General features: G+C 57.5%; 10 protein-coding genes. 9 read left to right on the top strand and 1 reads right to left on the bottom strand.

Features of this window, described 5'->3' with window-relative positions:
- Nucleotides 1-255: 255 nt before the first annotated feature.
- From leuS to C8275_RS02270, 9 genes are all read left to right on the top strand, one after another.
- Entirely contained in the window at nt 256-3093 is a 2838-nt protein-coding gene (gene leuS, locus C8275_RS02315; protein WP_106483932.1) for a leucine--tRNA ligase, read from the top strand.
- Between the two features lie 64 nt (nt 3094-3157).
- Nucleotides 3158-4063, top strand: coding sequence for a YitT family protein (locus C8275_RS02310; RefSeq protein WP_199881848.1), 906 nt, complete (start codon nt 3158-3160; stop codon nt 4061-4063).
- Nucleotides 4064-4169: 106 nt separating this feature from the next.
- On the top strand, nt 4170-4751 hold the full coding sequence (locus C8275_RS02305; RefSeq protein ID WP_106483931.1) for a non-canonical purine NTP diphosphatase: 582 nt from the start codon (nt 4170-4172) through the stop codon (nt 4749-4751).
- A gap of 173 nt (nt 4752-4924) precedes the next feature.
- Nucleotides 4925-5860, top strand: a complete 936-nt coding sequence (gene nadA, locus C8275_RS02300) for a quinolinate synthase NadA (protein ID WP_106483930.1) — start codon at nt 4925-4927, stop codon at nt 5858-5860.
- A gap of 625 nt (nt 5861-6485) precedes the next feature.
- Nucleotides 6486-7019, top strand: coding sequence for an RNA methyltransferase (locus tag C8275_RS02290; RefSeq protein ID WP_106483928.1), 534 nt, complete (start codon nt 6486-6488; stop codon nt 7017-7019).
- A 28-nt stretch (nt 7020-7047) separates the two neighbouring features.
- Nucleotides 7048-7653, top strand: a complete 606-nt coding sequence (locus C8275_RS02285; RefSeq protein WP_234395686.1) for a DUF4294 domain-containing protein — start codon at nt 7048-7050, stop codon at nt 7651-7653.
- Between the two features lie 249 nt (nt 7654-7902).
- On the top strand, nt 7903-9906 hold the full coding sequence (locus C8275_RS02280) for a helix-hairpin-helix domain-containing protein (RefSeq protein WP_199881846.1): 2004 nt from the start codon (nt 7903-7905) through the stop codon (nt 9904-9906).
- A gap of 29 nt (nt 9907-9935) precedes the next feature.
- Nucleotides 9936-10208 carry a YciI family protein gene (locus C8275_RS02275; RefSeq protein WP_157948133.1) on the top strand — a complete coding sequence of 91 codons (273 nt, stop codon included), beginning with the start codon at nt 9936-9938 and terminating at the stop codon, nt 10206-10208.
- A gap of 509 nt (nt 10209-10717) precedes the next feature.
- Complete coding sequence (locus C8275_RS02270; RefSeq protein WP_106483924.1) at nt 10718-11494, top strand: radical SAM protein; 777 nt, start codon at nt 10718-10720, stop codon at nt 11492-11494.
- 195 nt (nt 11495-11689) lie between these two features.
- Here the strand turns inward: C8275_RS02270 and C8275_RS02265 are convergent, their stop codons facing one another.
- Complete coding sequence (locus C8275_RS02265; protein WP_106483923.1) at nt 11690-13948, bottom strand: RagB/SusD family nutrient uptake outer membrane protein; 2259 nt, start codon at nt 13946-13948, stop codon at nt 11690-11692.
- Between the last annotated feature and the right edge of the window lie 12 nt (nt 13949-13960).

Genomic DNA, 13960 nt, shown 5'->3' with positions numbered 1-13960 from the left:
CATCCCTGCTTTCGTACAGACAGCCCCACACGGTGGTAGGGACGCTTTCGTCCGCCTGACAACGGACAAACAGGGAGGAAAAGGGAGAGAAATGCCACAGAAGTAGCCATTTAGATTATTTACGGGGGAGAGAAACTTCATTCTTCGCCCGAAACATCTATCTTTGCACATTATTAGTAAAGAAGGGGCAGAACCGTCGGCTGACGGCAACGCTTCCGCTGAACAAGAACGTAACACCAAAACAAATACATCGCAATGGAATACAATTTCAGAGAGATTGAGAAGAAATGGCACCAACGGTGGGTCGAACGACAGACTTACCGCGTGACAGAAGACTCCACAAAGAAGAAATTCTACGTCCTCAACATGTTCCCCTATCCTTCGGGAGCGGGACTGCATGTGGGACACCCACTCGGCTACATCGCTTCGGACATCTACGCACGCTACAAACGCCTGCAGGGCTTCAACGTGCTCAACCCCATGGGCTATGATGCCTACGGACTGCCTGCCGAGCAATATGCCATACAGACGGGACAGCACCCCGCCATCACCACGGTGAACAACATTAACCGTTACCGCGAGCAGCTTGACAAAATAGGCTTCTCCTTCGACTGGAGCCGCGAGGTGCGCACCTGCGACCCGTCGTACTACCACTGGACGCAATGGGCGTTCCAACGCATGTTCGAGAGCTACTACGACAACCGGCTCAACCGCGCCTGCCCCGTCAGCGAACTGGTGAAGGCGTTCGAGACTGCCGGAACCGAAGGCGTGAACGCTGCGTGCAGCGAGGAGCTGAGCTTTTCAGCCGACGAATGGCGAGCCATGGACGAGCGTCAGCAACAGGAGACACTGATGAACTACCGCATCGCCTATCTCGGCGAGACGATGGTCAACTGGTGCCCGCAGCTGGGAACGGTGCTTGCCAACGACGAAGTGGTCGACGGTGTGTCGGAACGTGGCGGATACCCCGTGGTGCAGAAGAAGATGCGCCAGTGGTGCCTCCGCGTGTCAGCCTATGCACAGCGGCTGCTGGAAGGACTGGACACCCTCGACTGGACCGACTCGCTCAAGGAGACGCAACGCAACTGGATCGGACGTTCCGAGGGTACGGAGATGCGCTTCCACATCAAGGACAGCGAGGTGGAATTCACCATCTTCACCACGCGTGCCGACACCATCTTCGGTGTGACGTTCATGGTGCTCGCTCCTGAAAGCGAACTGGTGCCGCAGGTGACCACCGACAGCCAACGTGCCGAGGTAGAGGCTTATCTGGAGGCAACCAAGAAGCGCACCGAGCGCGAACGCATCGCCGACCGCCGCGTGACGGGTGTGTTCTCAGGCTCGTATGCCGTCAACCCGATGACGGGCGAAGCCATCCCCGTGTGGATAAGCGACTACGTACTTGCCGGATACGGTACGGGAGCCATCATGGCAGTGCCTGCACACGACAGCCGCGACTATGCCTTCGCCAAGCACTTCGGGTTGGAAATCCGTCCGCTGATTGAAGGCTGCGACGTCAGTGAAGAGAGCTTCGACGCCAAGGAGGGCATCATGACCAACTCGCCGCGCGAGGGAGCTACGGGAGGATGCGGACTGGTGCTCAACGGACTGACGGTGAAGGAAGCCATCGCACGCACGAAGGAGTACGTGAAGGAGCACAACCTGGGACGTGTGAAGGTGAACTACCGTCTGCGCGACGCCATCTTCAGCCGCCAACGCTACTGGGGGGAGCCTTTCCCCGTATACTACAAGGACGGGATGCCCTACATGATCGACGAGGACTGCCTTCCGCTGGAACTGCCCGAAGTGGCGAAGTTCCTCCCCACGGAGACGGGTGAGCCGCCGTTGGGCCACGCCACACGCTGGGCTTGGGACACGGTGAACCGCTGCGTCACCGAGAACAGCCGCATTGACAACGTGACGGTCTTCCCCATTGAACTGAACACCATGCCGGGCTTTGCAGGCTCGTCCGCCTACTACCTGCGCTACATGGACCCGCACAACGACCACGAACTGGTGTCTCGTCAGGTGGATGCCTACTGGCAGAACGTAGACCTCTACGTGGGCGGAACGGAGCACGCCACGGGGCACCTCATCTACTCGCGCTTCTGGAACAAGTTCCTCTTCGACCTCGGCGTGAGCGTGAAGGAAGAGCCGTTCCAGAAACTCGTCAACCAAGGCATGATTCAGGGACGGAGCAACTTCGTCTACCGCATCAAGGATACCAATACCTTCGTCTCCCTGGGACTGAAGGAACAATACGACGTCACCCCCATCCACGTGGACGTGAACATCGTCTCGGGCGACGTGCTCGACCTGGAAGCCTTCAAGGCCTGGCGTCCGGAATACGCCACGGCAGAGTTCATCCTCGAAGATGGCAAGTACGTCTGCGGATGGGCAGTGGAGAAGATGAGCAAGTCGATGTACAACGTAGTGAACCCCGACATGATTGTCGAGAAATACGGTGCCGACACGCTGCGCATGTATGAGATGTTCCTCGGTCCCGTGGAGCAGTCGAAGCCCTGGGACACGAACGGCATCGACGGCGTACACCGCTTCCTGAAGAAGCTCTGGTCGCTCTTCTATAGCCGCAAGGACGAGTTCCTTCCGACAGACGTCGAACCGACGCGCGACGAACTGAAGTCCATCCACAAGCTCATCAAGAAGGTGACGGTCGACATAGAGAACTTCTCCTACAACACCTCGGTGAGCGCGTTCATGATTTGCGTCAACGAGCTGAGCCAGCTGAAGTGCAACAAGCGGGCTGTCCTGTCCGACCTCGTGGTGCTGCTTGCCCCCTTCGCACCCCACCTCTGCGAGGAGCTGTGGGAGGCTCTGGGACACACGACGAGCGTCTGCGACGCACAGTGGCCCGTCTGCAACGAGGAATACCTGAAGGAGGATGTGGTGAGGTACACCGTGTCGTTCAACGGCAAGGCACGCTTCACGCTCGACTTCCCTGCCGATGCCGACAATGCCACCATCGAACAGACGGTGCGCGAGCATGAGGCTTCGCAGAAGTACCTGGAGGGAAAGACCGTCCGGAAGGTCATCATCGTACCGAAGAAAATCATCAATATGGTACTCGGGTAGACCTGACAAGGGGGAACAGACCCGACGTCTTATGTAACTACAATCTTTAAACATCAAGTATAGTATGAACAAATTCAAACCAATTCGCATCACCAACATGTGGACAGAGATGAAGGACTATCTGTTCATCACACTGGGGTTGATTCTCTACTCCTTCGGGTGGGCGGGATTCCTCATCCCCAACAAGATCACTACGGGTGGCGTGACGGGTATCTCCGCCATCGTGTACTATGCGACGGACATCCCCATCCAGAACACGTACGTGCTCATCAACATTGTCCTGCTCATCTTTGCCCTGAAGATACTGGGGTGGAAGTTCTGTGTGAAGACCATCTACGGCATAGCCGTGCTCTACGTGCTGCTGTGGTTCTTCCAGCGCATCATTGTCGACGACCAGGGACAGGCTCTCTCGCTCGTGGGCGACGAACCCTTCATGGCGTGCATCATCGGCGCCGCCCTCTGCGGTATCGGACTGGGCATGGCGTTTACCCACAACGGCAGCACGGGCGGAACGGATATCATCGCCGCCATTGTGAACAAGTACCGTGACGTGACCTTCGGACGCATGACGATGCTCTGCGACATCTGCATCATCTCTTCCTCCTCGTTCATTCCCGGCTACACCATCGAGAAGATGGCATTCGGCTACTGTACGCTCGTCGTCATCGGGCTCTGCATCGACTACGTGGTCAACAACGCCCGCCAGTCCGTGCAGTTCCTCATCTTCTCCAAGGAGTATGAGAAGATATCCGACGCCATCGTCTTCCAGGCACACCGCGGCGTGACGCTGCTCGACGGCACCGGCTGGTACAGCAAGAACGGCGTCAAGGTCATCGTCGTACTGGCGAAGAAACGCGAGTCGACCAACATCTTCCGCCTGGTCAAGGCGATAGACCCGAATGCCTTCATCTCACAGAGTGCCGTCATCGGCGTGTTCGGCGAGGGCTTCGACAAGATAAAAGTGAAATAACCTGCTTTCAATGACTTCATACTGTACATACTAAACCTGTATTCTGACAGCCGCAGCTCCCTGCCTTGGGGGTCTGCGGCTTTTTGTTCAACCAGACATACCCATCATGGAAAAGAAACTTGTATTTGCCACCAACAATGCCCACAAGCTGGAAGAGGTGTCCGCGATGCTCGGCACGTCGGTCAGCCTGATGAGCCTGAACGACATCGGTTGCCACACCGACATCCCCGAAACGGGGACCACGCTCGAAGAGAACGCCCTCATCAAGGCGCGCTACATCCACGAACACTACGGCATGGACTGCTTTGCCGACGACACCGGACTGGAAGTGGACGCACTCGACGGCGAACCGGGCGTCTACTCGGCACGCTATGCCGGCGGAGCCGGACACGACTCCGTGGCGAACATGAAGAAGCTCCTTGCCCGCATGGAAGGGGTGACCGACCGACGTGCCCGTTTCCGCACCGTCATCGCCCTCATCCTCGACGGGGAGGTGCATGAGTTCGAAGGCATCGTCCGCGGAACCATCGCTACGGAACCACACGGCGACGGAGGCTTTGGCTACGACCCGGTCTTCATCCCCGAAGGCTACGACCGCACCTTTGCCGAACTGGGCGACGTGAAGAACCACATCAGCCACCGTGCACGTGCCGTGGAGCGTCTGGTGGAGTTCCTGCGGAGGGGCTGACGGCTCCATCCGGCATCCGCCCTTATCGACATCCCCTGTCAACAAGCCTGTTCACAGCGCACGGACGATAGCTGTTGAAAAGACACAGAACGGACGTACCCCATCGTGCGTCCCCCTATCCATAAACCCACGGGACGGTCCGTCCGGGTCGCCCCGACAAACACAAACTTATCATGATGTTGAAAGAAGAAATCAACCGGTTACGTAAAGAGAAGAATGCCGTCATCCTGGCACACTACTACCAGGAAGGCGAGATCCAGGACCTTGCCGACTTCGTGGGCGACAGCCTCGCCCTCGCACAGTGGGCATCCCGTTGCGATGCCGACATCCTCGTGATGTGCGGCGTACACTTCATGGGCGAGACAGCCAAAATCCTTTGTCCCGACAAGAAAGTGCTTGTCCCCGACCTGGCAGCAGGCTGTTCGCTCGCCGACAGCTGCCCGGCAGACCGCTTTGCCGAGTTCGTCCGCGAACATCCGGACCACACGGTCATCTCCTATGTCAACACGTCCGCTGCCGTCAAGGCACTCACTGACGTGGTCGTGACCTCAAGCAACGCGCGTCAGATTGTGGAAAGCTTTCCGCAGGACACGCCCATCATCTTCGGTCCTGACCGCAACCTGGGCAACTACATCAACGCCGTCACAGGGCGTCAAATGCTGCTCTGGGACGGTGCCTGCCACGTGCACGAACAGTTCTCCGTGGAGCGCATCGTGGAGCTGAAGGCAGCTTATCCCGATGCCGAGGTCCTCGCCCATCCCGAGTGCAAGGGTGCCGTCCTGAAGCTGGCGGACGTCGTCGGCTCCACGGCAGCCCTGCTGCGACACGCCGTGAAGAGCGACCGTCGGCAATTCATCGTCGCCACCGAGTCCGGCATCCTGCATGAGATGCGCAAACAGTGCCCCGACAAGGAGTTCATCCCCGCACCTCCGAACGCCGGGACCTGTGCCTGCAACGAGTGCAACTTCATGCGGCTGAACACGCTCGAGAAGCTCCATGCCTGCCTGCGCGACGAGTCCCCCGCCATCGAGGTGTCTCCCGACATTGCCGCGCGTGCCCTCCTCCCCATCGAGCGCATGCTGGACATCTCCGCCCGCCTCGGGCTTTGACCCGCACCCTTCCCCCTCTCTGCTCCACGGACGCTGCCACCCCGACCGGGTGCTCCCTCCGTGGAGCTTTGTTTTCCACTCCCCCGTTATCGACATAACATCTTATTATTATTCTTTATTCTTTCTTTGAAGAAGAAATATGATGATAATGATGGAGTGTTGATAGTGTCGGAAGAAAGTGAGCCTTTTACTTGCACAGGAAGTTATAAGCATCCGGTACGAGGTTATGAAGAGCTTATCGACACTGTATAAATGGTGAAAGAACTTGATACTGAGATACTGTTCTTCCCTTATTGACAAAGCGTCGATAACTCGGATTGTCAATAAGTTTTAGGCTGTCGGCAGCCGTCAGGAGTGTGAAAAGGCTGTTGAAACATGTGTTGCAACTTCTGCCGGAAATAGTTGCTCATTCCGTTTCCGTGCCGGTATAGACATTCCGCCGAGAACTCCAACATTTTTCTCCCCCATTGTGTGCACATTATTTCGACAGGGTTTGAACACGCTTTTGACAGGTTATCGACAGGAGGACGGGAGCTTCAGGTCCGTCGGTCAATTCTTTGCAGTCCATCCTTTCTTATTGCCGGAATAGATGTTACTTTTGCATCAGATAAACAAATCATCCTTCATGAGAAAGCTGAAGATAACCGAGATGAACCGTCTGACGGTGGACGAGTTCAAGGAGTCCGAGAAGATGCCGTTGGTGGTCGTACTCGATGACGTGCGCAGCCTGCACAATGTCGGTTCGGTGTTCCGCACGTCGGACGCGTTCCGTGTCGAAGGCATCTGCCTGTGCGGCATCACGGCAACCCCTCCCCAGCCGGAGATACACAAGACCGCGCTGGGAGCGGAAGACAGTGTGGCATGGACCTATTATAAAGATACGCTGGAGGCTGTCTCCCGGCTGAAGCAAGACGGCTATACGGTCCTTGCCGTGGAGCAGGCGGAAGGCAGTACGATGCTCGACCGCTGGTCTCCCGAGCCGGACGGACGTTATGCCGTGGTGCTGGGCAACGAGGTGAAGGGCGTCCGTCAGGAGGTAGTAGACTCCTGCGACGGCTGCCTGGAGATACCCCAGTACGGGACGAAGCACTCGCTCAATGTGTCCGTCACGGCAGGCATCATCATCTGGGAGTTCGCCAGGAAGCTGCTCATCGGCTGACGTGTATCAACAAACTGTTTATAACCTTATGGCAACAATCGCTGAAAAGATGGCTTTCATCCTCCTTCTGTCCTGCGCGATTCCGGTAGCGGCACAGCAGAGGAACGTCCCTCCCCCGGCACGGCTTACCGTCAGCCGGACGGTGTACGAGGGCGACAGCATCACACGCGTGGACTTCTATCCGCTGCGTGTCTATCCGCCCCTGACGTTCAAAAGCCGGCGGAGCGAACGGGCATACTATAAACTCGTCCGCGACGTGAAGCGCACGTTGCCCCTGGCACGGATGATTAACCAGATACTGATAGAGACCTACGAATACATGCAGACGCTGCCCGAGGGAAAGGCACGCGAAGAACACATCAAGCGGGTGGAGAAAGGATTGAAGGAACAATACACCCCCATGATGAAAAAGCTCACCTTCTCCCAGGGAAAGCTGCTCATCAAACTGGTCGACCGGGAGTGCAACCAGACGAGCTATGAACTCGTGAAAGCCTTTGTCGGTCCCTTCCGTGCAGGCTTCTACCAGACTTTTGCCTCCATGTTCGGCGCGAGCCTGAAGAAGGAATATGACCCCGACGCAGACGATGCTCTGACCGAGCGCGTCATCCTCATGGTGGAGAGCGGACAGCTCTGACCCGCCGGAAAGTGCGCCCGCACTTGAAATTCAGCCCTGAAACTTTTGCTATCTTACGGACTAAGGCTAACTTTGAACAGTGCTTGGTCGACATGAACGCATCGTGACGTTCATAACCGGGCATGACGTTGCCAATCCGGATACTTCCGCTTTAACCTAATCCTCATGAATAGAGAGCTTTCAGTCCGATTCCTACGACCGTCCGCCTTCCTGTTGAAAGGCTTGTTGATAAGTATGCTGTTGCTGTCAATGTCTGTTGATAAGCTGTGCGCACAGACCATGGAGTGGGAGGACTTCCTCGAACGGCTGACGGCAGACGAAGAGACGTCCGCAGAGCAATGGGACGAACTTGCCGAACTCCATGCACACCCGTTCAATCTCAACACGGCGACACGGGAACAGCTCGAACAGCTCCCCTTTCTTTCCCCGGTTCAAATCAGCCATATCCTGACTTACCTTCATACGTACGGTCCCCTGACGGACTTCTCCGAGCTGCAGCTGGTCGCAGGCGTGGACTACGAGACACGTGCCATGCTGTCGCTGTTTGTCGTCTGCCGTCCGGTGAAGGAGAAAGGTGCCGTCCCCTTCCCCTGGCGCGAGGTGTTGCGACACGGACGGCAGGAAGCAGTGGCACGTGTCGATATCCCCTTCTACTACCGCAAAGGCTATTACACCTATCCGCCCGAGGTGCTGCAACGCTATCCGAACCGGCGTTATCTGGGCAGCCGGTTCTACCACTCCCTGCGCTACCGGCTGGCGTCCGGTGAACGGCTGACGGCAGGGTTCACCCTGGAGAATGATGCCGGGGAACCCTTCTTCGCGGCAGGCAACAAAGGCTATGATTATGTTTCCGCCTACGTGCTCCTGCACGATGTCGGTCCCTTGCACACGGTGGCGCTGGGCGACTACCGCCTGCGTTTCGGGCAGGGGCTGGTCGTGAACACACGCTTCGCGTCGGGGAAACAGACCGTCATGGACGGAGCAGGCAGCCGAGGCGAAGGCATCACCCGGCATGCCTCGACCAGCGAGCAGGATTACTTGCGCGGATTGGCGGTCGACTGGCAGAAGGGAGGATGGGGACTGGCCGCCTTCTACTCGTTCCGTCGTCAGGATGCCACCCTGAAACACGGGTTCATAACTGCGTTGAAAACTGACGGACTCCACCGTACACGCTCCGAGATGGAGAAGAAACACGACGTGCATAATCAGTTGACAGGAATACATTTATCATACGACGCTGTCCGTTGGCACATTGGACTGACAGGTGTTTATACCGTTTTCGACAAGGTGTTGAAACCGCAGTTCTACTACCAGCAGCATGACCCCCGCGGGCGGCAGTTCGCAGCCGTCGGTGCCGACTACCGGCTGGACCTGCACCGCTGGTCGTTTGCGGGAGAGACGGCAGTGAGCGGGAATGGAGCGGTGGCGGCACTCCACACGTTGGCTTACCGTCCGCTGACGGCACTCCACCTGCTCCTGCTCCACAGACACTATGCGAAGGACTATGAGGGCATCTTTGCACGTTCGTTCGGCGAAGGAAGCCGGGTGCGCAATGAAGACGGGTTGTACGCCGGGTTGGAGTGGCTGCCGGGAAGAGACCTGAAACTGACGGCATACACCGACTGGTTCCGCTTTCCGGCTCCGCGCTACCGGGTCTCCTTCCCACGCAGCAAGGGCACGGAAGCCTTCGTGCAACTCGTCGGGAAGTGTGGGAAGAAGAGCGACTGGCTGTTGCGCTATCGCTACAAGCAGCGTGAACGGGATGTCCTGGCGGACCGGAAGGAATCAGCGGAAGGACCGGTTACCGTCCGTCGGCATACGGGCAAGGGACAATGGCGGTGGCAGGCAACGTCGGCGTGCCTGTTGAAAACGACGCTGGACTATGTTCAAAACGGGGCGTCGGACAAGGGAAATGAACAGGGCTATCAGCTGACACAGGCAATCGACCTGAAGCCTGCTGCCGGAGGATGGGAGTGCGAGGCAGGTGGAGGCTATTTTCATACAGACGGTTATGATACAAGGATTTATGCCTACGAACGCGGCTTGCTCTACACCTACTCGTTCCCTGCATACGAGGGAGAGGGTGTCCACGGATACCTGTGGGGAAGGTACGATATCAACAGTTTGTTGACAGTCATTGTCAAGTATGTTTATACCGGCTATTTTGACCGCGACCGCATCGGTTCCGGAACGCAGGAAATCGAGGGGAGGAACAAGCATGACCTGTATATCCAACTGAAGGTGACGTTTTAAGTATTATGAACTTTAAATATCGATTCAACATGAAACAGTTTTTAGTGACGGGAGTCCTCATCGCTCCCGAGAAAATCAACGATGAGTTGCTTCAGACCCACATGGCATATACGCAGCAGTGGATGGATGCCGGACGCATCGTGATGAGTGCGCTCTATGCCGACATGACGGGTGTGGTGAACATTGTCTTTGCGGATACGCAGGAGGAGGTCGAGGCGTTCTACGCGAACGAGCCTTTCCATCGTGCCGGAGCGCAGGACTATGTCGTCCGGGAAATCAATATCCACTACGGAAGGTTCTGAGGCTCGGACTTGAGGTGCGGCGGATGTAGGCATTTCCTTGGTTTTGTCCCGGGAAATGTCTATTTTTGGTTCGCCTTCCGCAGCAATCCGCCTGCAAGACTCCCCCTTCACCCCTCTTTTTCCCCATCATCAGACTCCCCTCTTGCTCATCTCGTCACAAGGAGATGCGCTTCCCCCTGTCTCCTTTTTCAGCAATCCGTTGTCACTCCGTGCGTAAGCCCTGTTTCCGGCATGCTCATCTCGTCGCGTCGTCTTGCTCAAAGCGTCACTACCGTCATGCTCTTCTCGACAAAAGGAGATGCGCAAGGCGTCGGTGTGGGGTTGAGGAAGGCGTCGGTGAGAGGATGAGGAAGGAGGAAAAGGGAGAAAGGGAAGGTGGTTTTTCGAATCAGGTTTAATGACTGTTTGGAGGTGGATAGGGTAAATACACATTTTCCCTCCCTCCCCTGTACGACTTTTCCTGAAAAAGCCGTTTCTTTGTTCCGCGAACTTAATAAACTGATGCTACTATGTCAACCATTATCTATCCTGCTCCCATCTTCGGACCGGTACACAGCCGCAGGTTGGGAGTCTCACTGGGCATCAACCTGATGCCTGCCGACGGCAAAGTGTGCACGTTCGACTGTGTGTATTGTGAGTGTGGATTCAATGCCGACTTCCGTCCGCGTCAGCGAAGACCGACACGGGAGGAAGTGCGGGAGGCGCTCGAAGCCCGTCTGCAGGACATGCAGGCGAACGGACCGGCACCCGACGTGCTGACCTTTGCCGGGAACGGAGAGCCGACCGCCCATCCGCATTTCTCTGAAATCATCGACGACACGCTGGCGCTGCGCGACCGTTACTTTCCGAAAGCGAAGGTGAGCGTGCTCAGCAACTCCACCATGCTCTTCCGTCCCGAAGTGGTGGAGGCGCTCAAACGTATCGACAACAACATCCTCAAGCTCGACACCGTCGACCCTGAATACATCCGCCGGGTGGACCGGCCGACGGGAGCCTATGATGTGAACGACATCATCAGCCGGATGAAGGCGTTCGAGGGGCAGCTCATCATCCAGACCATGTTCATGAAGGGCACGCACGACGGACTTTCGGTGGACAACACGACAGACCACTACGTCCTCCCCTGGCTCGATGCCGTGCGCGACATTGCTCCCCGTCAGGTGATGATTTACACCATCGACCGGGAGACACCCGACCAGAACCTGCAGAAGGCAACTCCCGAGGAGCTGGACCGCATAGCCGCCCTCGTCCGGGAAGCCGGCATGGAGGTCTCCGTCTCCTATTGAGCACCCGGCAGGTATTTGCCTGCAAGTCCGGAGAGCCAAGCTACTTGCACGGACGGACCGGATTCCTACCTTCCGGCGTCCGTTGACCAACAAACGAAAAGCCCCATCTTCACAGACAGGGCTTTTCTACTTTTTGAACTTTTGTCATACAAACGTAAGAGGCATCTTACGTATTATTTCAAGTCTTTCCCCCTTTCACTCCGCCAGAGGGTCGAACGTACCGTCAGCACCGCCACGGTTGATGTCGGTCCAGCCGACGGTCTGTTCCAGTGTCGTGTTGTTCTGCATCATGTTCTGCTTGAAGCCGATGAAGTAACAGTTGGGCTTGAAGCGGATGACGTTCTCCACGGAGTTGCCGTCGGCGTTGTAGTCCTTGCGTGTCAGCTGGTTGTTGCGGTAGAAGTTCACCAGCGAGAGGACGTTCTTGTCGGTCAGTTCCTTCACCGGCTCGGCAGCGTTGCCTGTCAGCTCTGCCGTCAGTCCGGCACGGGTCAGGTTGATGGCAGACGGACGCAGGGTGTAGAGCGGGTCCGCGCCGTTCTTTTCCTCGGCAGTGAATTTCGCCGTGTAGACCTCGATGGTGTGGCGGCGTGTGCCGTTGAGCGGAGCTACGCCCAGATACTGGCAGGTGTTCCCGCCGAAGCCCGTGAGCTTCCACGATGCCTTCAGGGCCTCCTGACCCTGACCGCCGTCCCAGAGCATCCAGCGGCGCATGTCGTCAAAGCGTTTGCCCTCGTAGGCAAGTTCCAGCTGACGTTCGTAGAGGATGGCTGAGAACAGACGGGCACGGTCGCTCCGTATGGAGGCATCGAGTCCGTAATCCTTCGCTGCCAGCTCTGACGGATAGACACGCGAGCGGATGCGTTTCAACGCCTCGTAGGCTTCGTTCATGTGTCCGGCGTCGCCCGTACCGCATGCAGCCTCGGCAAGGTTGAGCAACACCTCGGCATAGCGTATCTCCATGTAGGGAGCGGCAGACTGCTTGAAGCCGGACGGGGCGCCGTTGGACGCTGCCTGGATGTTGAAGGTGTAGAGCGGCGTCTCGTTCACATCGAGGTCGTCGCTGCGCTTGTTGACATACACGCCGGTGTGTGAGCCGGCGAGTCCGTCGGCGGTAAAGCCGCTCTTGCCGGGGTTCTGCTCGTTGCTCTCGTCCTCGTACCAGGCATAGTTCCACAAGGCATAGTCCTCACCGTTGTACGGATAGTCGAACACCTGTCCGTTGTTCCCGGCAGGTTTGCTGTTGGCGGACGGGTTGCCCGTGAAGCGCCAGCGTACGCCCGGGAAGGCGAAGGTGCGGTAGAAACGCGGGTCGCGGTTGAGGAAGAAGCATTGCTTGTCGTACGTGTAGGCAGACTCGCCTGCGCGCTTGCCGTCTGCCATAGGGAAGAGGTCGACGATTTCGGACGTCGGTGTCAGTCCTCCGCCGCCCATGGCGTTCTTCGGACGGACGGTGTGTTCCCAGTTGTTGTATTTATGGTAGTCGGATGCTTCGACCCACGGAATCTTGTTGTACAGGGTGACGAAGACGGCTTCGGACTTCGAGCCGTCAGAGCCGGTGTAGTTGACGAACATCTTGCCCCAGTTCGTGGCGTTTACTCCGGGGTTTCCCTCGTAGGCAAGGCCGAAGACACCGCTCTCGTCGAGCTTGTCGATGGCAGCCTTGTTTGCCTCGTAGGCGTCTGCCCACCGTTGCTTGTCGTCGGCGCGGTTGAAGAGCGGGCTCGCCCACAGCAGCAGGGTGCGTCCCTTCAGTGCGAGCGCCGTCCCTGCGGTGACCCGTCCGAAGTCTTCCCCGGCATAGGGCCATGCTGCCGGCAGGTAGTCGGCGGCCTTCTGGAGGTCGGCGCAGATGAAGTCGATGCACTGCTTCGTGGTCGAACGGGGTACGACGAGTTCGTTTCCGCCGTCATCGCCTACGATGGGATTCTGCACGTGGTCGATGATGGGCACACCGCCGTAGACTTTCACCAGGCGGTAGTAGCACCAGGCGCGGAAGAAGTACGCCTGACCGAGCAGTTCGTGCTTCTGCTCCTCGTTGAGGGACTTGCTGCCCTCCACTCCCTCGATGATGTCGTTGCACTCGCGGATGCGTCCGTAGGGGCTGACGTTCTTGGTCTCGCGGAAGATGAGGTCCTGCACGTTGGTATAGTCGACGATGGTCTCCGGGTCGACAAATGCGGACAGTCCGGCGAACTCCTCGGTTGACTTCGAGTAGATGTCCGCCACACCTGTGCTGGGCGTGTCGTAGTCTATGCCACTGGCGGAGACGGGCAGCAGGAGGTTGTAGAGGTAGTCGATGCGTGTCTTTGCACCGTCGTAGTCTTCATAGATGGTAGCGGCGCCGAAACTGCCGTAGGACTTCTTGTCCTGCAGGAACTGGTCGCTGCAGCTGCCCAGGCAGAGGGCTGCACACAGGAGGGCGGCGGCGCCCTTATAGTTGTAGTTGTTCATAGTGTCGTTGTT

The sequence above is a fragment of the Bacteroides sp. Marseille-P3684 genome (genome assembly GCF_900291465.1).
In the GTDB taxonomy this organism is placed as follows: domain Bacteria; phylum Bacteroidota; class Bacteroidia; order Bacteroidales; family Bacteroidaceae; genus Phocaeicola_A.
This window is presented reverse-complemented; position numbering and strand designations above follow the sequence as displayed.

Bases quoted from the DNA above. Each gene is read 5' to 3' on its own strand.
- leuS (WP_106483932.1), top strand. From the start codon at position 256: ATGGAATACAATTTCAGAGAGATTGAGAAGAAATGGCACCAACGGTGG.
- C8275_RS02310 (WP_199881848.1), top strand. From the start codon at position 3,158: ATGAACAAATTCAAACCAATTCGCATCACCAACATGTGGACAGAGATG.
- C8275_RS02305 (WP_106483931.1), top strand. From the start codon at position 4,170: ATGGAAAAGAAACTTGTATTTGCCACCAACAATGCCCACAAGCTGGAA.
- nadA (WP_106483930.1), top strand. From the start codon at position 4,925: ATGATGTTGAAAGAAGAAATCAACCGGTTACGTAAAGAGAAGAATGCC.
- C8275_RS02290 (WP_106483928.1), top strand. From the start codon at position 6,486: ATGAGAAAGCTGAAGATAACCGAGATGAACCGTCTGACGGTGGACGAG.
- C8275_RS02285 (WP_234395686.1), top strand. From the start codon at position 7,048: ATGGCAACAATCGCTGAAAAGATGGCTTTCATCCTCCTTCTGTCCTGC.
- C8275_RS02280 (WP_199881846.1), top strand. From the start codon at position 7,903: ATGTCTGTTGATAAGCTGTGCGCACAGACCATGGAGTGGGAGGACTTC.
- C8275_RS02275 (WP_157948133.1), top strand. From the start codon at position 9,936: ATGAAACAGTTTTTAGTGACGGGAGTCCTCATCGCTCCCGAGAAAATC.
- C8275_RS02270 (WP_106483924.1), top strand. From the start codon at position 10,718: ATGTCAACCATTATCTATCCTGCTCCCATCTTCGGACCGGTACACAGC.
- C8275_RS02265 (WP_106483923.1), bottom strand. From the start codon at position 13,948: ATGAACAACTACAACTATAAGGGCGCCGCCGCCCTCCTGTGTGCAGCC.